This is a genomic window from Yersinia sp. 1652 StPb PI (assembly GCF_041538345.1).
In the GTDB taxonomy this organism is placed as follows: Bacteria; Pseudomonadota; Gammaproteobacteria; order Enterobacterales; family Enterobacteriaceae; genus Yersinia; species Yersinia enterocolitica_E.
Genome location: NZ_JAULSM010000001.1, coordinates 1,918,377 through 1,937,062 on the forward strand (window position 1 = coordinate 1,918,377; position 18,686 = coordinate 1,937,062).

An 18,686-nucleotide genomic window follows, 5' to 3' on the forward strand; every position below is an offset into this window, starting at 1 on the left:
TCGCCTCGACTTAGTGCTGTGCATAAAGCGTACTGCGTAAGATGCAATATGAGATCTAACACACAGTTTTCCGAGAATGATATTGCATTCTCTCACCTTCAATGATGATACTGATAGCGCAATAGTTATATTTATTGCCATAATTTTATTGAGGCGTGTTACTGGTAAAGCAGGCAAGACCAAAATAAAAGTGTCCCCCGTCCGCGGGTGCATTTTTGTTTTGGTCTTTTTTTTTGTTTTTTTTTAAGTGATAAATTCAGGGGAATAGCGATGGATTACCAGCAGTTAGGATTGAAGATCTTAGCGTTGATCGGGGGGAAGCATAATGTCAGTAAGTTAACACATTGCGCCACCCGCTTGCGTTTTGAGTTTAACGATGACACTAAAGTTGATGCTAAACAGATTGAAAAACTGGAGGGTGTGATCAGTGTGGTCGAGCGAGGAGGCCAGTTTCAAATAGTTGTCGGCAACAACGTGCAGCAAACCTATCGGACGATATTGAAAGAAATTGGCAGTGCGCCAACACCAGAGAAGCAGGGCAATAAAAATAAAACCAAAAATGGTATTTTCAGCCAGATAATCAGTGTGATTTCTACCACCTTTACCCCTGTCATTCCGGCTATTACCGGAGCCGGGATGATTAAGGCGTTGCTGGCAATTTTGAAACTCACCGGTGTGATTACAGCTAGCAGTACCACTTATCAGCTGCTCGATACCATTGCGGATGCGGCATTCTTTTTCCTGCCGGTTCTGCTGGCATATGGTGCCGCGATTAAGTTTGAATGTAATCCTATTTTGGCAATGACGATTGCCGGGGCACTGTTACACCCGAATTTGGCACAAATGTTGGTAAAAGGTGACGCAGTTAGCTTTATCGGTATTCAGGTTAGATTGGCTGATTATGCCGGTTCGGTATTACCGATTATCTTTACCGTTTGGTTGATGTCTTATGTCGAGCGCTTTGCCGAGCGAATTTCGCCCTCGATGATTAAATTTTTTACCAAGCCAATGATTATATTATTGATTACTGCTCCTTTGGCATTAGTCGTGATCGGGCCATTTGGTATCTTTCTTAATGATATGGTGGGCAGTGGTGCTGCCATTATAAACACGAAAGCCAGTTGGCTTATTCCCATGCTAATGGGGGCGCTGCAACCCTTCTTGGTTATTACGGGCACGGCTTGGGCCATGACCCCGATTGCAACCATGCAATTGACTAAGCAAGGCTATGAGATGATCAATGGCCCCGGTATGTTGGCATCCAATATTGCTCAGGGGGCGGCGACACTCTGTGTCGCCTTCAAAACGAAGAATAAGAACTTGAAACAACTGGCATCTTCAGCAGGCTTCACTGCACTTTTGGGAATAACCGAGCCGTCATTATATGGCGTGACCCTGAAGCTGAAACGCCCGCTGGTGGCGGCAATGATCGGTGGGGGCTGCGCCGGTGTTTATGCGGGGTTAAGTGGTGTGGTGCGTTACGCCTTTGTATCACCAGGGCTGGCTGCATTACCGGCGTTTATTGGCGAAAACCCAATGAACATTGTGCACGCATTAATAACCTGCGTGATTGCTATTGTGGTCACTTTTGCCCTGACCTGGGTATTGGGCTTTGAAGACCCGGTAGATGAACAAGCGCAAGTTGATGAAAGTGATAACGTTCCCTTGCCTGCCTCCGTGGCGAGAACTCCGGGGACAGCGGCTCAGGCGGCAGTCATAAGTAGCCCATTAAGCGGAAAATTAATCCCATTAGGTCAGGTTAACGATGATGTGTTTTCTCTGGGATTGTTGGGACAGGGGGTGGCTATTATCCCTGATGTGGGGGAAATGCGCGCCCCAGTAACAGGTGAAATTATGACGTTCTTACCCAGTAAACATGCTGTCGGAATTAAATCAGACGACGGGGCTGAGGTTTTGATTCATATCGGTATTGATACCGTCAACTTAAATGGTCAGTACTTCAGTTCGACGCTGCAAGTGGGGGATCGTGTCATGGTGGGCGACCTGCTGGTGAGTTTTGATATCAGCGCCATTACTCAGGCAGGCTACGATATCGTCACACCGGTATTGATTGTAAACAGTGATACGTATTCGCAGGTTAGTAGTGCAGCTTGCGGGCCAACTCAGTTTGGTGAGCCGATTATTACTCTGGGTGCACGTGGTTAGGGGGCGGTTATGATTTATCAACAATTACAGAACTTCCCAGCAGGATTCCTCTGGGGCGGTTCCACCTCTGCCTATCAGGTTGAAGGTGCCTGGGATGAAGACGGTAAAAGTCCATCGATCATTGATATGTGCCAGCACCCAACAGGGACGGCAGATTTTAAAATCGCCAGTGACCACTACCATCACTATAAAGAAGACGTTAAGTTATTTGCCGAATTAGGCTTAAAGGCATACCGATTTTCTGTCGCCTGGACCCGCATTATCCCTGATGGTTCGGGGGCGGTTAATCCTGCGGGGATCGCGTTTTATCAGAATTTGATTGATGAACTTAATCATTACGGCATAGAGCCAGTTGTCACACTTTACCATTTTGATTTGCCCTATTGTCTGGAGCAGCAGGGTGGGTGGGGGCATCGCGCCACGATTGACGCCTTTGTTGAATACGCCAAAGTGCTCTTTAGCCATTTTGGTAGCAAAGTAAAATATTGGCTGACGATTAATGAGCAGAACACCATGATCCTCCATCCTGGGGCAATTGGTACTCCGCCCGATGGTCAATTACCGGATAAAAAATCCTTATATCAGCAGAGTCACCATATGATGTTGGCACAGGCGCAGGTGATGGCGTTGTGTCATCAAATGTGCCCGGAAGGTAAAATTGGTCCGGCGATAAATACCACATCGATGTATCAGGAAACCTGTGCACCACAAGATGCTATCGCAGCCCATAACTGGGAAACATTACGCTGCTGGAGTTTTCTCGATGTGGCGGTGTATGGTCGTTACAATGCGTTGGCGTGGCGTTATTTGCAGGATCGTGGATTAGCGCCCACGGTGGAAAGTGGTGACAGTGAAATCCTGTCACAAGGGCGGCCGGATTTTGTCGCAATTAACTATTATTCGACGGCGACTATTGCTGCCAGTCGGGGCGATGCCTCAGATATCACGGCCCGTGCCGGAGATCAGCAGATCATGTTGGGTGAACCGGGCGTGTATCGCGCAGCAGAAAATCCGTTTGTGGATAAAACCCGCTATGGCTGGGTGGTCGACCCCATTGGGTTACGTCTCACGTTACGTAAGACGTATGAGCGCTACCATCTGCCCATCCTGATTAGCGAAAATGGTATTGGCGCACCGGATTCGCTGCAAAGCGACGATCAGATTAACGATGACTATCGTATTGATTTTCTGCGTAAACATATAGAACAAATGCAGTTGGCTATCAGCGATGGTGTAGAGCTAATGGGCTACTGCCCGTGGTCTGTTATTGATGTTGTCAGCACGCATCAGGGCTATGGTAAGCGCTATGGCTTTATTTATGTCAATCGGAATGAACATGATTTACTCGACCTAAGGCGTATAAAAAAAGCCAGTTTTACCTGGTATCAACAAGTCATTGCCTCAAATGGTCAGTATCTTTGACCGTAGTTTGATATTCTGGGCGGCAGAGAACCGCCCACGGCAGATGAACAGTTGGCATACTAGACAGCCCGGTAGACCGGGCTAATCATGATATAAAGTCATTGCGGCGCAAAGACAGAGGTGGCTAGAAAAATGGATGTCATTAAAGTATTGAATAACAGCCTGGTCTTATCTGTCGATGCCAACAATAATGAAGTTATTGTTATGGGGAAAGGTATTGGATTTAATAGCAAAATTGGTGATGCGATTGATGCTGGGAAAATAGAAAAAGTCTATGTGGTACAAAAAAATCAAACCAGTAGAGAATATGTTAGGTTGATCGAAAATACGCCAGAAGAGTATATATCTTTGGTGCAGAATATTATGAGTGACGCTAATGCCAGCCTGAAGGGAAAACTTAGTGAACAGCTATTTTTTACTCTAACGGACCATATTACCTTTGCCATCGAACGTTTTCACAAAGGGATTTCAATCCAAAATAGATTGTTATACGAAGTAAAAAGATTTTATCCGCATGAATTTTCTATTGCGCAACAAGCAGTTAAATACTTAAATGAGAAACTCAATATTCAGTTACCTGAAGAGGAAGCGGGAAATATAGCTTTCCACTTGGTTAATGGTCAAACTGATATTCAGAGTATGGAAAGTACACTGCTCTCAGTTAAGATGTTGAAAGACATATTTAATATTATTAAATACCATTTTAATGTTGTAATTGATCAAGATTCGCTAAATTACCAACGCTTTTTGACACATATGCAATTTTTTATCCAGCGTATGATTGAAAGTAACCAAATAGAAACCAAAGATGACTTTATTTTTGAACAAATGATCCGCGAGTACCCTGGTGAGTACCGCTGCAGTATGTTAATCGGTGAATACATCAAAAATCTGCTCAGTATTACTCTCTCAAATGATGAAATGTTGTACTTAATCATTCATTTAGTTCGTATTGCAGGCTCGTCAATAGATGACGAGTAGCACCAAATAACAACCGGCGGTATTTCAGTATGGGTTTGTCTGTCAGCGACAAAAAAGTATAACAGACAAATCTCACATCCTTCAGATTATTTAATTACAAAACACCAAGTTAAGTTAATTAAAATAAACTTGACGATATCCTCGCAAATACAATACATCGTCTCACCTTAACTGTTTTTTTATTTTAAATAGAGTGGTAGTTTGCCATTCTATATTCACATTTGAATTTTTTGTGTTGTTTTTAACATCAATAATGATTTTTAAGTGCCAGGTTGGTCGATGCCTCATTGAGAAACATCTGTCAAAACAAATATCAAATCACTATAACCGGCTAAAGCATTAGATCCGTTACCTCCCGTTCCTTAGGTGCTACCCAATAGTAGGTCTAAAATGAAAAAAATAAATCAGGATGTCGTGCTTACCCCCGTCGAACAGATTGACATGTCGGGGAAATCTGCAATCAAGAGAGTTATTGCACACATAAATCAGATGAACATAAATACTATGCCAATGGCATTATTTATGACTATTTCAGCCATTGTATTCATTTCGGCTTATGCCAGCTATTTACCCAAAAATATGATTGGCGGGCTGGCTGTAATCATGACGATGGGCTTTGTTTTATCACATATCGGCCGCCACATACCGCTGTTGAAAGATATCGGTGGGCCAGCAATTTTGTGTTTAATGGTACCCTCGGTTTTGGTTTATTTTGGTATTTTCCAAACCAACACCTTGGATACTGTCCATTTGCTGATGAAAGAGGCGAACTTACTCTATTTTGTTATCGCCAGTCTGGTGGTCGGCAGTATTCTTGGGATGAACCGCGTGGTGCTTATTCAGGGAATGACCCGGATGTTTGTCCCGCTAGTGGTGGGAACCATTACGGCGGTGGTTACGGGTTTGCTGGTGGGTAAATTATTTGGTTTTACTCTCTATCACACCTTCTTCTTTATTATTGTACCTATCATCGGTGGCGGTATTGGCGAGGGCATCTTGCCATTATCGTTGGCTTACTCGGCTATCCTTGGTCAGGCTCCTGATGTGTATGTGGCTCAACTGGCACCGGCTGCGGTGGTGGGGAATATTTTCGCTATTATTTGTGCCGGGGTGCTGGCGCGTATTGGTCTGCGTCGCAAGGATCTCAATGGCGAGGGGATGTTAATTCGCTCGGCACAAGATAATGCGGTATTCACCGCCCAGGAAGGGCCAAAGCAAGCCGATTTCCAACTGATGGGCGGTGGGTTATTAATGACCTGTGCTTTCTTTATTGTCGGGGGCTTATTTGAAAAGATTGTCCACATTCCCGGCCCGGTGCTGATGATTTTGATTGCGGTGATGTGTAAATATGCGCAGGTTATTCCGTCGAAAATGGAACAAGGTGCGCACAGTTGGTATAAATTCGTCTCCACCACACTGGTATGGCCGCTGATGATAGGATTGGGGATGCTGTATGTTCCACTGGAAAGTGTCGTCGCCGTATTCTCTGTCGGTTATGTGGTGGTGTGTGGTGCGGTGGTGTTGTCGATGGCCGCAGTCAGTTTTATTATCGCGCCCTATCTGAATATGTATCCGGTTGAAGCGTCGATCGTCACCAGTTGCCACAGCGGGCTAGGTGGCACCGGTGATGTTGCTATTCTCTCTGCCTCGAACCGGATGTCACTGATGCCATTTGCCCAGATAGCAACCCGTATCGGCGGTGCGTCCACCGTCATTGGGGCTACGTTACTGTTGGGTTGGATTATGTAAATAACAGCCCGATAAGACTGAGGTCATCAGCGGCATCCCTGAGCGGATGCCGCTGGTTTTTTATCAGGACAGTTTTGGTGCGTGCTGATTGATAAAAACAGCTTCGAGGCAGTGCGGCTCATTACTGGCAATACTGCTTTAATACTTCTTGCTGACTGGGTAGCAACTTGTAGAGATAAACTGGCCGACCGGTCGCACCGTAAAGTACCTTAGTGCTTAAAACTTCGGTATCAGAAAGGTAAATCAAATATTTGCGACAAGAAACCCGTGAAATACCAATGGCGTTGGCCATCTGTTCGGTTGAAAATTCCCCATCCTGCATTTCCTGAATCCATTCACACACCGTGCGCAGTGTTTGTGCTGTCAGCCCCTTGGGTAGTTTCTTGCGCTCAGCTGGCGTCGCATTGCTACGCCGCAGTAATGAGTCGACATCTTCCTGAGCACAATATTCACGTTGTCCCAGCAAACTCTGTTTTTCCCGGTAAGTGGAGAGTGCCTCTTCGAAACGCGAAAACTGGAAGGGTTTAATTAAATAGTCCACTACGCCGTATTGCAGCGCTTTCTTGATGGTATTCACATCGGTAGCAGATGAAATAACAATCACGTCAGTATGTTCGCTGAATTCACGCAACACTGGCAGCAAATCCAAGCCATTGTCTTGGCGCATAAAAACATCCAACAACACCAGGTCAATGGGGTGTTCTGTTGTCATCAAATGCTCTCTGGCTTGCTGTAAACTGGACACCGTACCGCAGCAGTTAAAGCCCGCCACTTGGCTCAGATAGCACTTGTTCAGCTCAGCTACCATTGCATCATCATCTACTATCAATACATTAATCATGATTTACCGCGCTGATGTTGTTTGAAGGAATGTCATTCGGTGTGATGTCGTAAGGAAGGCTGATAAAGAACTGGGTAAAAACGCCCGCTTCAGAATCAAATTCTATATTGCCACCAATACTCTCTAAACTCTGACGCACCAGGCTCAAACCGATACCGTGCTCATTTCCTTTAGTGGAAAAACCATTATCAAAAATACGGCTTTGCAATTCTGATGCGATACCCGGCCCATCATCGCTGACAACACAATGTATCCGGCCATTTTGATAGTGGAAGCTGACATTGATCTCCCGTTGACTCAGGCTACCAATGGCGTCCATGGCATTCTCGATTAGATTACCCAACACCGTAATCAAAGTGGTGGTCACTTGCTCATTATCGGTATCGGGGAGCAGGCTCTCGTCACTGATGGATAAGGTTATCCCCAAATCGCGCGCACGGTTAATTTTCCCCAACAGGAAACCGGCTATCACCGGCGATTTTACTTTACGCAGCAGCGATCCAATTTCTGCCTGATAATTATTGGAGGTTTTAACGATGTAATCTTCAAGTTGCTGATAATACTTCATATGCAACAGACCCAAAATGACATGAAGTTTATTCATAAATTCATGTGACTGCGCCCGCAACGCGTCGGCATAGTGCACCATACCGGTCAAGCGTTGCATCAGTTGGCTCACTTCAGTTTTATCGCGGAAGGTGGCGATGGCACCGATAATATCGCCTTTTACTATTACCGGAACGGTGTTGGTCAGTAATATGCTGCCATTAAAGTTTATCTCTTCATCACGGCGAGCGATGCCCGTTTCCAATACTTGCTGTAAGTACAAGCGCACCGGCCAATATTTGCTGGCATTACTTAATAATAAGTTCTCCATCGGCCCACTTTGTTTAAATAAGCGCTTTGCTTCATGGTTAACGACGGTAATGCGTGAGTTGGCATCAACCGCAATGACGCCTTCCTTAATGGATTGCAACATGGCGTTACGCTGTTCGAATAAATTAGATATTTCATACGGCTCGAAACCTAGCATAATTCGTTTAAGCGCTTTGACTAAAAACCAGGTGCCCAAGGAGCCAATCAGAGCTCCGAATAATATGGTCCAGGGAATGGTCCAGCGAGTTTCGCTCACTACCGAATCGATACTGGTCAGTGAGATACCAATAGCGACCACCCCTAGCTGTTTGCCGTGCGGCTCATAGACCGGAATAAAAATACGTAATGCTCGCTCAAGGACGCCACGGTTTATCGCACTGTTCTCTTTCCCCTCAAGCGCGGGTTGCAGATCATTACCGATAAAGTGTTGACCGATCATTTCAGGATTAGGGTGTGAATAACGGATGCCTTTCATATCGGTAACCACGATGAACAACAGACCATTGGCTTTCTGAACTTCACTGGCATAAGCCTGAATCTGCCGTCCGGCAGCCGGGTCACTCAATCCGTTAATAATCGTGGGCGAGAACGATAATGTGCGTGCTACGGCAACGGCCTTGTCTTGCAAACTATCCTGTGCCATTTGACTGAGCTGAATAAAGAACAGGGTGTGAACCACCAACAGCACCGAGACAATGACCCCAGAAACCATCAAGGTAATCGTGGTGCTGAGCCGTAACGGCACTTTTTGCTTTGCTGCCGTTGTTGCGTTGTTCATGTCATGCTCCAGAGACACTGACCAGTGTGATGCATCGACCGCTAGATTGAGGTAATGAGGGTGGGTGAATCAGCGGTAAGCTAAATAAACGGGTAAACTCAATTACCCTATAGTTTACGCCGTTTATTTATTAGGATGCTAAGACTTAGAATTACTTTAACTACATAACGATTTATATAATTATTCAAACTGAATGCTGTCAGGCGGTTGTCCCATTTGCCGCGCAAGGAACCGCTACAAGCGGTTTTATCATCAATTTGCCAGGCGGGGGGCGGAGGCGATGATCAATTCAATCTCTTTATCGGCCAACTCGTCATGGGCCGCTGCCGATAAACTGCTATCAGTGATAACCACATCAAAATCAGCTAACGGTAATGCCAGATAGGTGGCTATTTTGCCGTATTTTGACGCATCAGCCAGTAGCACGCGCTTACTGCTGACTTCACAGACTGCTCGTTTGACCACCACCTTATCTTCGTCTGGCGTAGAGATACCCCGCAATCCCCAGCAGGATGCGGAAATAAAAGCGATATCGATGGACAAGTTTCGTAGGGCGCGGGCTGCTGCCTCACCGACACATGAGCGGTTTTCACGACACAGTGTGCCGCCGGAGTGAATCATTCTGCATTGGCAGGATTCAATCAGAAAGTTGGCGATGACGAAGTCATTAGTTACCACCAATAAATCATCCCTGGCTTCCAATTGGCGCGCCAGTGCCAGTGTCGTTGTTCCCGCATCAAGATAAATACAGCTATTACGTGGGATATGCAGTGCGGCTGACATGCCAATGGCATTTTTCTGGCTGCTATACATCAGTGTCTTATCCAGATGCGAGGGTTCTGCGGCCAGCCGCTCGGTGGAACGCACCCCACCTGACACTGATAACACCGCGCCTTGCTCTTCCAGCTTCTGCACGTCACGGCGAATAGTCATGTGTGATACGCCTAAACGATCAGTCAGTTCAGCAATGCTAACCACTCCACGTTCGGCAACCAGTGCCAGTATCTGTTGGTGACGTTCAACCGGTATCACGTTAACTCCTCGCCAAATTCACCCACTTGCGGGCTATAGGATGGTAATTAATGTGATTATACGTCAAGAGTGAAAATTTCTTTCTCATTTTTTAACGTAAATGTTACGCACCGCGGTGAGATGGGTGATGTTGCGGGTAAAAAAAGGCGGTAAAAATAGCTAATTGATTAATTTTGCTGCTGAATGCAGGGTTGAGCTACTGAATGGGTAAATGTGAAATGATGTGATTTAATGATTTTTTGTGTTAATTATTGTGATTTAACTCACGATAACAGCCTTTACCTCCGGCTATGCTTAACATAAGAAATCAAATTATCACCAAAATTAACACGGAGAGAATATGACTCACGCAGAAACACTATCAGTATGCGTTATCGGGCTAGGCTCTATGGGAATGGGGGCCGCACAGTCTTGTATTAAAGCCGGGCTACAGACCTACGGCGTTGATCTTAATCCGCTGGCACTGGAAACCTTACGAAAAAATGGCGCGATAAGCGCCCAAGTCAGCGCGGATGATTTTGCCAATAAATTGGATGCCGTTGTGGTGCTGGTGGTGAATGCTGCTCAAGTAAAACAGATTCTATTGGGCGAGCAGGGGTTGGCGGCCAAATTAAGGCCCGGCACTGCCGTTATGGTGTCGTCAACTATCTCAGCCCAGGATGCCAAATTGATCGAGCAAGGGCTGTTGGCACATAACCTCATTATGTTGGATGCGCCAGTATCGGGCGGCGCAGTGAAAGCTGCTGCGGGTGAAATGACGGTAATGGCCTCCGGTAGCAGTGCTGCCTTCGAAAAGTTACAGCCAGTATTAGACGCGGTAGCCGGGCAGGTTTATCGCATCGGTGATGAAATTGGCCTGGGCGCAACCGTGAAAATTATCCACCAGTTGTTAGCCGGGGTCCATATTGCTGCCGGTGCCGAAGCGATGGCACTGGCCGCGCGCGCGGGGATCCCGTTGGATACGATGTATGAAGTTGTCACCCATGCCGCGGGTAACTCGTGGATGTTTGAAAACCGTATGCGCCATGTCGTGGATGGTGATTATTCGCCCAAATCGGCGGTAGATATTTTTGTAAAAGATTTAGGGCTGGTGACCGATACCGCCAAAGCGCTGCACTTTCCTCTGCCATTGGCATCAACCGCCTTCAACATGTTTACTTCAGCCAGTAACGCCGGTTTTGGTCAGCAGGATGACAGCGCGGTAATCAAGATTTTCAGTGGTATTACCTTGCCGGAAAAACAGGAGAATATCTAATGCGACTCGGTGTAATTGCGGATGATTTTACCGGTGCGACCGATATTGCCAGTTTTCTGGTGGAAAATGGCATGTCGACGGTGCAAATCAATGGTGTGCCTGATGCCGATTATCATGTGAATGCCGATGCGGCAGTGGTCAGCCTGAAATCACGATCTTGCCCAACGGCAACTGCGGTGGCGGACTCACTGGCGGCCCTGGCATGGTTACAAGCGCAGGGCTGCCAACAATTCTACTTCAAATACTGCTCAACCTTCGACAGCACCGCGCAAGGCAATATTGGCCCGGTCACTGATGCATTACTGGATGCACTGGGTCAACAACAAACCATCATCTCTCCGGCGCTACCAGTGAATGGAAGGACGGTATATCAGGGCTACCTGTTTGTGATGGGGCAACTGCTGGCGGAGTCGGGGATGCGCAATCACCCAGTGACGCCGATGACAGACAGCAATCTCTTGCGGCTGATGGACGCACAAGCGCGCGGTCGCAGTGGATTAATCAACAGTACAGTGATGGACCAAGGGGTTCAGGCCGTGAGATCACAGCTCACTCGCCTGAAGGAAGAGGGCATACGTTATGTGGTGCTGGATAGCTTAAATGAGAGTCACTTGCTCACGCAGGGTGAAGCAGTACGCGACATGGTACTGGTGACCGGGGGATCCGGCTTGGCCATCGGTCTGGCACGGCAATGGGCTTGTGATGAGTCCCATCAGCCGCAAGCCACATCTGCTGGTGCACCACAAGGCAAACTGTGTGTGGTGCTGTCGGGGTCATGCTCGGCGATGACCAACCGTCAAGTGGCTCGTTATGCACCACAAGCGCCTAGCCAATCGATAGATATCGCCCGTTGCCTAAATGAACCTGAATCTTATGCTGAAGAGTTATGCGCATGGGTAATGGAAAATGCGGGCGGTCCGTTGGCACCGTTACTGTATGCCACCGCTGAACCCGAGGTGTTACAAAAAATTCAGCAGCAGTGGGGGGCGGCTGCCAGTAGTGAGGCGGTAGAGCGGCTGTTCGGTACCATTGCACACCGTTTACAACAACTTGGCTTCCAGCGTTTTATCGTGGCGGGTGGCGAAACCTCAGGGATTGTTGCGCAGTCACTGGGTATTCAAGCTTTCCATATCGGCCCGGCAATCTCACCGGGAGTACCTTGGGTAAAATCCACAGATCATCCGGTTTCACTGGCGTTGAAGTCAGGTAATTTTGGTGACGAAAACTTTTTTGCCAGAGCACAAACGGAGTTCGCAGTATGAATGAGCAGCAAGCGCGGGAAGAGATGGTTAAGTTAGGCGCGTCCTTTTTCCAACGGGGCTACGCCACCGGCTCAGCGGGAAATCTGTCAATGAAACTGGCTGATGGCACATTATTGGCCACACCAACAGGCTCCTGTCTGGGTGAACTGCATGCGGAACGGTTATCAAAAGTCAGTTTGGAAGGTGAATGGATCTCAGGTGATAAACCGTCAAAAGAGGTCAGTTTTCATCGCGCAATCTATCTTAATAACCCTGCGTGTGAAGCGGTTGTTCACCTCCATTGCCTCTATCTGACAGCGCTTTCCTGCTTACAAGGGCTGGATAGCCGTAATGCCATCAAGCCCTTTACACCTTATGTGGTGATGCGGGTCGGCGATGTCCCGGTGGTGCCATATTATCGTCCAGGTGATGCGCGGTTGGGTGAGGCGTTGGCAAAGCTGGCACCCCATTATCGTGCTTTCCTGCTGGCAAATCATGGCCCGGTTGTGGTGGGTAAAAGCCTACGGGAAGCCGCTGATAATATGGAGGAGCTAGAGGAAACCGCTCGTCTGATATTTACGCTGGGTGACCGACCTATTCGCTATTTGACTGATGACGAAATTGCAGAGTTAAGGAGTTAAAGATGCCTAAGTTTGCGGCTAATTTATCAATGATGTTTACCGAGGTTCCTTTCCTGGATCGCTTTAAGGCGGCCAAAGATGCCGGTTTCAGTGCGGTGGAGTTTCTATTCCCTTACGACTATCCGGCGGCACTCCTTGCACAGATACTGGCAGAAAACAGCTTGCAGCAAGTGCTGTTTAATACCGCACCTGGAAATACCAGTAGCGGTGAATGGGGGCTGACGGCACTACCCGGCCGGGAGCAAGAGGCGCGCCGCGATATTGATTTGGCGTTGGAGTATGCATTAGTGCTGGGGTGCCCGTCAGTCCATGTGATGGCCGGTGTGGTGCCGGTGGGGGCCGATCGTGCAGCTTATCAGCAGACATTTGTTGAAAATATTCGCTATGCGGCTGACCGCTTTGCCGAACATAATATTAAGGTAATGATTGAGGCGTTAAACCCGAAAATAAAACCTAATTATCTTTTTTCCAGCCAGTATCAAACCTTGGAACTGGCTAATGTTATCGACCGCCCTAATGTATTTACCCAATTGGATCTCTTCCATGCGCAAATAGTGGATGGCAACCTCAGTCAGTTAATTACCTCTTTAGCTGGGCGCTATGGCCATATTCAAATTGCCTCGGTGCCGAATCGTCATGAACCAGATGAAGGGGAGATTAACTACCCGTACTTATTCGATCTACTCGATAGTATTAACTATAGCGGCTGGGTTGGTTGCGAGTATCAACCACGGGCTAATACGATGGCAGGCTTAGGCTGGATAAAACCTTACCAATCATAGCTGCTGGTATCGAACACTTCACCGGGTTGTTTGAATCACAGAAATAATAATTACAGAGTCGAGAAAACATCGTGACGTCGTTTGGCGGCCGCGCGCTATTTCTTCGCTACTCGCATTAGGCGGGTGTGGCTCAGAATAAAATTAATAGAAAAGTGCCAATAAGCACATAACAAACAACCCATGTAATATTTTTTGTTATCGAGGTTTAAATAATGTCTACCTCCCTACTGCTGACTATTGCTGTTGCCAGCGTTTTACTTTTATTAATATTGGTCATTAAAGCCAAGGTCCATCCCTTTGTTGCGCTATTGGTTGTCAGTTTGTTGGTTGCAATAGCAACAGGTATTCCGGTCAGTAATATCATGAAAGTGATTATGTCCGGTATGGGCGGATTGCTTGGTTCGATAACCATAATTATTGTGCTTGGGTCAATGCTGGGAGGGCTGATTGAAGCCTCCGGTGGTGCGGAATCTCTGGCTCAACGATTTACTGGCTCATTGGGGATCAAGCGCACGGTCATGGCATTAACCCTGACTGCCTTTATTTTGGGGATCCCGGTATTTTTTGAAGTTGGCTTTATCATTGTTATCCCGCTTATTTATGGTTTCGCTAAAGTTGCTAAAGTATCACCCATTAAATTTGGCCTGCCTATGGCCGGGGTCATGCTAACAGTACATGTGGCCTTGCCAACTCATCCGGGAGCAGCAGCGGCGGCTGGGCTATTGGGTGCGGATATGGGGCGGCTAATGATGATTGGCATCCTTATCTCTATTCCGGTCGGGCTGATAGGGTATTGGGTCGCGAAGAGTATGAATCGCCGTAACTATGCGCTTTCAATTGACGTATTGGAGCAGTTGCAGTTGGCAAAACCTGAAACCGGGATTGCTGCTGAACCGGCAAAGGATATTCGCGACCGAATCCCGGGGGCGGGGTTAATTGCTTCACTTATCATTATTCCCATCGCCTTGATCATGCTAGGTTCGTTGGCTGCCACCGAGTTGCCTGAAGAGAGCTTGCTGCGAGAAGTTATCGTGCTTATCGGTACGCCCGCCATTGCATTGTTAATTGCTCTGGGGTTAGCAACCTATCTGTTGGGTATTCGCCGTGGCTGGGGCAAGGACAAAATAGAACAGATTATGGGGGATGCTATTCCAACGTCGGCGGCGGTCATTATGGTTGCTGGCGCTGGTGGCGCTTTTGGTAAGGTTCTGGTTGAGTCTGGTGTTGGCAAAGCATTGGCGGTTTCACTGGAAGCTATCCACTTGCCTTTAATTCCCGCGGCTTTTCTGCTCTCGCTGGCGTTACGTGCTTCTCAAGGCTCGGCTACCGTAGCAATCCTGACTACCAGTGGTTTGCTGACCCAAGCAGTTACCGGGCTTGATAGCATGCAGTTAGTATTGGTGACCCTTTCGGCGTGTTTTGGTGGCTTGGGGTCATCCCATGTTAATGATGCTGGATTTTGGGTGGTAACACGTTATCTGGGGCTTTCCGTCGCTGATGGATTAAAAACCTGGACAGTATTGACGACGCTGATGGGGCTAACCGGATTTGCTTTGGTATGGTTGGCATGGGTCTTGGTATAAAGAACAGCAGTCGATAGGAATAAACTAATAATAAGAGTCCGCAGGCCAGGCGGATTCTTATTACATTCACTTTCCCTGTGGCGATTATTCCCCAACACTTTGCCAGTAATCACTCACTATTATGCTAATTTAATGTCAGCTTACCTACTAATCTACTACCGCTAATTAAATCATTCCTACGTCATTACGCCTATCACATATCGCTAATGTCATGATACTGCAATAGTATCGTTGTTCTCTCGTCTGACCAAAAATAATCAATATATTGAAAACAACTGATATACAGCTTTCTAAACCTAAGCTATCTTAGCTTAAGAATTTCATGATTAATTGATAAAACCAAAGGTGAAAGAAGTCAGGATTCATTATTACCATTTTATATAAATTAAAATGTGAAAGTATTACTGTCGCCTAAAATAAGCGGTAGAGGCAAAAAAAAAGACAGAAAAATAAACAAAAGGTAAACGGGAGATAGCGAATATGCCTACAGATGATAGCAAGAATGGAATTATCGACTACGTATCCACCGGGCATCTACCTGACCCAGACACTGTGGTTAAATTGGTGCAAGAAGCTCATAAACGTTTTGGTGCAGATACCGAAGGTGTAGTTTCTAGCGTTTATCCTGCATTGGAACGCGTTGCGCCGAATCTGTTTGGCGTCTGCATGGTTGGCACCAACGGTAAAGTGCATTCTGCCGGTGATGTAGATGTTGAGTTTACCATCATGAGTGTCTCCAAACCCTTTGTGTTTGCACTGGTTTGTCAGGCTATCGGAGCCAAAGTCGCACGTGAAAAACTGGGCGTGAACAGCACCGGTATGGCATTTAACTCCGTTACTGCGATTGAACGCACGCCAGATGGCCGCACTAACCCGATGGTGAACTCCGGTGCGATTGCCACCACCAGTCTGGTACCTGGATCAACCAGTGATGAGCAGTGGAAATTCATCTATGACGGATTGTGCCGTTTTGCCGGACGCAAGCTGACACTAAACGAAGAAGTGTATCAATCTGCCTGTGAAACCAACTTCCGTAACCGTGGTATCGCTAATGTGCTGCATGGTTATGGCCGTCTGGGGTGCGATCCTCTTATTGCTACCGACTTATATACCCGCCAATGTTCGCTGAATGTCAGCGCCAAAGATCTTGCGGTGATGGGCGCGACACTGGCTGATGGTGGGGTTAACCCACTGACTCGCGAGCGGGTGGTGGACAACGATGTATGTCATTACGCATTAGCGGTAATGGTAACAGCAGGGTTGTACGAAACGTCTGGTGACTGGCTTTATGACATTGGTCTGCCGGGCAAAAGCGGTATTGGTGGTGGAATTGTGACAGTGTCACCTGGAAAGGGGGGGTTAGGGACGTTTGCACCGCTACTCGACAGTGCGGGTAACAGCGTTAAAGGGCAACTGGCTGCCCGGTTCTTATCACGTAGTCTTGGGATGGACATGTTTGTTTCTGAGCCTTACACCGAAAAGAGTTGAGTTACACGATCTGAGCATTGCGCTGACAGTCATATTGTTTCGTGTGCAAGGTTGATTTAAGAACGAGAGCACTTGGTAGACGAAATTATCTCGCAAGCCAAAGGGCTCGAAAACAAGAATACATGTCAAAAGGACAGAGAATTTATGGCGAATCAATCAACTCACCGCGCTGGCGCGGAAGTTAAAGAATCCTGGGTGCCGATGATAACCATCGCATTAGCCCAGATTCTGATGTCATTCAACGTTGCCTCCCTACCGGTCGCGTTGGGTGGGATGGTAAAAAGTTTTAATGTGCCACCCACCACCATCGCCACCGCGATTGTTATGTACTCATTATCTGTTGCGGGCTTCGTGATGTTGGGTGCCAAACTCAACCAACGTTTTGGGCCGCTGGTGGTATTTCGCAGCACAGTACTGCTGTTTGGTATCGCGCAGGTCATGATGACATTCAGCCCGAATGTTACTGTAATGATCAGTGCGCAAGCATTAAGTGGCTTGGCGGGGGCGGCTTTGGTGCCAGCTCTGGTCGCTTTGATCGCTGAAAACTACCGTGGTACACAACAGGCGACGGCGCTCGGCGCTTTAGGCTCAGCTCGAGCCGGTGCGGGTGTCGCGGCGTTTCTGATCGGTGGTGTCCTGGGTACCTATATCGGCTGGCGTCCAGCGTTCGGTATTTTGATTGTGTTATCAGCCGTGATCTTTGTGCTGAGCTTCCGATTGAAATCTGATAACGGTCGTCCTGAAGTGGGCATCGATGTGTTTGGGGTGGTACTGGCGGCATCGGCGATTATTCTGCTGTCGTTTGGTTTTAATAACCTGAACCGCTGGGGCTTCGGTCTGGTGCGTGATGGTGCGCCCTTTGATTTGTTAGGCTTCTCACCCGCGCCCTTCATGATTGTATTGGGTATTGTGTTGGGTCAGGCGTTTGTGGTTTGGACCCGTCGCCGTCAGGAACAAGGTAAAACACCGTTACTGGCACTGGAAGTGATTACCTCATCTACGGAAAAAGCGGCAGTATTCGCTATGTTTGCCGTGGTCGCACTGGAAGCGATGTTGAACTTCTCAGTTCCGTTGTATATCCAGATAGTGCAGGGCAGTACCCCGATGGCAACAGCGATTGCCATGATGCCATTTAACTTGTCAGTGTTCTTCTCCGCGATGCTGATAGTCCGTTTCTACAAGAAATTGACACCACGCAAAATCGGCCGTTATGGTTTTATCACCTGTACCATCGCCCTGTTGTGGTTGGCATTCGTGGTGCGCAATAACTGGAGTGAGTTCGCGGTACTGTTCGGCCTGGTGGTATTCGGTCTGGCACAGGGCGCATTGGTGACCTTGCTGTTTAACGTATTAGTCAGTGCATCACCGAAAGAGTTGGCAGGCGATGTTGGTTCGTTGCGTGGTACGACTAACAACCTGGCAAATGCCATCGGTACTGCGGTTGCCGGTGCTTTGTTGGTCGGTTTGCTCAGTGCTAACGTGCTGCGTGGTGTGGCTGAAACGCCAATTCTGACGCCAGAAATTCAGGCTCAGATCAATATGGACAGCATCAACTTCGTCAGCAATGACCGCCTGCAAGGTGTGTTAGCTCAGACGACGGCGACACCTGAACAGGTTGCCGAAGCGGTGCGAGTCAATGAAGAGGCACGTTTACGAGCGCTGAAATTTGGCTTACTGATTATGGCGTTGCTATCACTGCTGGCTATCTTCCCAGCAGGCCGCTTGCCTGATTACTTACCGGGCGAATTGCCTGCGGATAATCTGGATCCTAAAGCCCGCAAATAACATGCTGTATTGATAGAAGAAAAACGCTAAAACGAGCCTGGCAGTGTGCTGCGAAAACAGCCACTG

14 protein-coding genes are annotated in these 18,686 nt (G+C 47.6%); 11 read left to right on the plus strand and 3 right to left on the minus strand.

From position 1 onward, the window contains the following. The first annotated feature begins 270 nt into the window (after positions 1–270). The 4 genes from Q2T71_RS08875 (at position 271) to Q2T71_RS08890 (ending at position 6,318) form a co-directional block, all read left to right on the plus strand. Positions 271–2,166 (plus strand): beta-glucoside-specific PTS transporter subunit IIABC, encoded by a 1,896-nt coding sequence (locus tag Q2T71_RS08875; protein WP_372558824.1) that lies wholly within the window; start codon positions 271–273, stop codon positions 2,164–2,166. Between the two features lie 9 nt (positions 2,167–2,175). Further along, positions 2,176–3,588, plus strand: a complete 1,413-nt coding sequence (locus tag Q2T71_RS08880; protein WP_372558825.1) for a glycoside hydrolase family 1 protein — start codon at positions 2,176–2,178, stop codon at positions 3,586–3,588. A 132-nt stretch (positions 3,589–3,720) separates the two neighbouring features. Then, on the plus strand, positions 3,721–4,569 hold the full coding sequence (gene licT, locus Q2T71_RS08885; RefSeq protein ID WP_372558826.1) for a BglG family transcription antiterminator LicT: 849 nt from the start codon (positions 3,721–3,723) through the stop codon (positions 4,567–4,569). Positions 4,570–4,959: 390 nt separating this feature from the next. Further along, complete coding sequence (locus tag Q2T71_RS08890) at positions 4,960–6,318, plus strand: 2-hydroxycarboxylate transporter family protein (RefSeq protein WP_372558827.1); 1,359 nt, start codon at positions 4,960–4,962, stop codon at positions 6,316–6,318. A gap of 121 nt (positions 6,319–6,439) precedes the next feature. Here the strand turns inward: Q2T71_RS08890 and dcuR are convergent, their stop codons facing one another. The 3 genes from dcuR to ygbI all read right to left on the minus strand — a co-directional run bounded on the left by dcuR (position 6,440) and on the right by ygbI (position 9,845). After that, positions 6,440–7,159 (minus strand): two-component system response regulator DcuR, encoded by a 720-nt coding sequence (gene dcuR, locus Q2T71_RS08895; RefSeq protein WP_372558828.1) that lies wholly within the window; start codon positions 7,157–7,159, stop codon positions 6,440–6,442. Then, the gene (locus tag Q2T71_RS08900; RefSeq protein WP_372558829.1) at positions 7,152–8,813 is read right to left on the minus strand and encodes a sensor histidine kinase; all 1,662 of its coding nucleotides are present in this window, start codon (positions 8,811–8,813) and stop codon (positions 7,152–7,154) included. Before Q2T71_RS08900 ends, dcuR begins: the two co-directional genes overlap by 8 nt. A gap of 252 nt (positions 8,814–9,065) precedes the next feature. Then, a complete protein-coding gene (ygbI, locus tag Q2T71_RS08905; RefSeq protein ID WP_372558830.1) occupies positions 9,066–9,845 on the minus strand; it encodes a DNA-binding transcriptional repressor YgbI in 780 nt (259 codons plus the stop codon). Between the two features lie 340 nt (positions 9,846–10,185). Between ygbI and ltnD the strand changes: the two genes are divergently transcribed. The 7 genes from ltnD to Q2T71_RS08940 all read left to right on the plus strand — a co-directional run bounded on the left by ltnD (position 10,186) and on the right by Q2T71_RS08940 (position 18,620). After that, positions 10,186–11,100: an L-threonate dehydrogenase gene (gene ltnD, locus Q2T71_RS08910; RefSeq protein WP_372558831.1), complete on the plus strand. Its 915-nt coding sequence runs from the start codon at positions 10,186–10,188 to the stop codon at positions 11,098–11,100. Then, a complete protein-coding gene (otnK, locus tag Q2T71_RS08915) occupies positions 11,100–12,362 on the plus strand; it encodes a 3-oxo-tetronate kinase (RefSeq protein ID WP_372558832.1) in 1,263 nt (420 codons plus the stop codon). Before ltnD ends, otnK begins: the two co-directional genes overlap by 1 nt. After that, the gene (locus Q2T71_RS08920) at positions 12,359–12,982 is read left to right on the plus strand and encodes an aldolase (RefSeq protein ID WP_372558833.1); all 624 of its coding nucleotides are present in this window, start codon (positions 12,359–12,361) and stop codon (positions 12,980–12,982) included. Before otnK ends, Q2T71_RS08920 begins: the two co-directional genes overlap by 4 nt. 2 nt (positions 12,983–12,984) lie before the next feature. Next, the gene (otnI, locus tag Q2T71_RS08925) at positions 12,985–13,764 is read left to right on the plus strand and encodes a 2-oxo-tetronate isomerase (RefSeq protein WP_372558834.1); all 780 of its coding nucleotides are present in this window, start codon (positions 12,985–12,987) and stop codon (positions 13,762–13,764) included. Positions 13,765–13,976: 212 nt separating this feature from the next. Then, positions 13,977–15,347 carry a GntP family transporter gene (locus Q2T71_RS08930; RefSeq protein WP_372558835.1) on the plus strand — a complete coding sequence of 457 codons (1,371 nt, stop codon included), beginning with the start codon at positions 13,977–13,979 and terminating at the stop codon, positions 15,345–15,347. 480 nt (positions 15,348–15,827) lie between these two features. Further along, positions 15,828–16,835, plus strand: coding sequence for a glutaminase A (gene glsA, locus Q2T71_RS08935; protein WP_372558836.1), 1,008 nt, complete (start codon positions 15,828–15,830; stop codon positions 16,833–16,835). A 144-nt stretch (positions 16,836–16,979) separates the two neighbouring features. Continuing rightward, on the plus strand, positions 16,980–18,620 hold the full coding sequence (locus Q2T71_RS08940; RefSeq protein WP_083159083.1) for an MFS transporter: 1,641 nt from the start codon (positions 16,980–16,982) through the stop codon (positions 18,618–18,620). Positions 18,621–18,686: the final 66 nt, after the last annotated feature.

Excerpts from the sequence above, each read along its gene's own strand:
- dcuR (WP_372558828.1), bottom strand. The coding sequence starts at position 7,159 with ATGATTAATGTATTGATAGTAGATGATGATGCAATGGTAGCTGAGCTG.
- Q2T71_RS08890 (WP_372558827.1), top strand. The coding sequence starts at position 4,960 with ATGAAAAAAATAAATCAGGATGTCGTGCTTACCCCCGTCGAACAGATT.
- licT (WP_372558826.1), top strand. The coding sequence starts at position 3,721 with ATGGATGTCATTAAAGTATTGAATAACAGCCTGGTCTTATCTGTCGAT.
- Q2T71_RS08920 (WP_372558833.1), top strand. The coding sequence starts at position 12,359 with ATGAATGAGCAGCAAGCGCGGGAAGAGATGGTTAAGTTAGGCGCGTCC.
- Q2T71_RS08880 (WP_372558825.1), top strand. The coding sequence starts at position 2,176 with ATGATTTATCAACAATTACAGAACTTCCCAGCAGGATTCCTCTGGGGC.
- otnI (WP_372558834.1), top strand. The coding sequence starts at position 12,985 with ATGCCTAAGTTTGCGGCTAATTTATCAATGATGTTTACCGAGGTTCCT.
- otnK (WP_372558832.1), top strand. The coding sequence starts at position 11,100 with ATGCGACTCGGTGTAATTGCGGATGATTTTACCGGTGCGACCGATATT.
- Q2T71_RS08940 (WP_083159083.1), top strand. The coding sequence starts at position 16,980 with ATGGCGAATCAATCAACTCACCGCGCTGGCGCGGAAGTTAAAGAATCC.
- ltnD (WP_372558831.1), top strand. The coding sequence starts at position 10,186 with ATGACTCACGCAGAAACACTATCAGTATGCGTTATCGGGCTAGGCTCT.
- Q2T71_RS08930 (WP_372558835.1), top strand. The coding sequence starts at position 13,977 with ATGTCTACCTCCCTACTGCTGACTATTGCTGTTGCCAGCGTTTTACTT.
- Q2T71_RS08875 (WP_372558824.1), top strand. The coding sequence starts at position 271 with ATGGATTACCAGCAGTTAGGATTGAAGATCTTAGCGTTGATCGGGGGG.
- Q2T71_RS08900 (WP_372558829.1), bottom strand. The coding sequence starts at position 8,813 with ATGAACAACGCAACAACGGCAGCAAAGCAAAAAGTGCCGTTACGGCTC.
- glsA (WP_372558836.1), top strand. The coding sequence starts at position 15,828 with ATGCCTACAGATGATAGCAAGAATGGAATTATCGACTACGTATCCACC.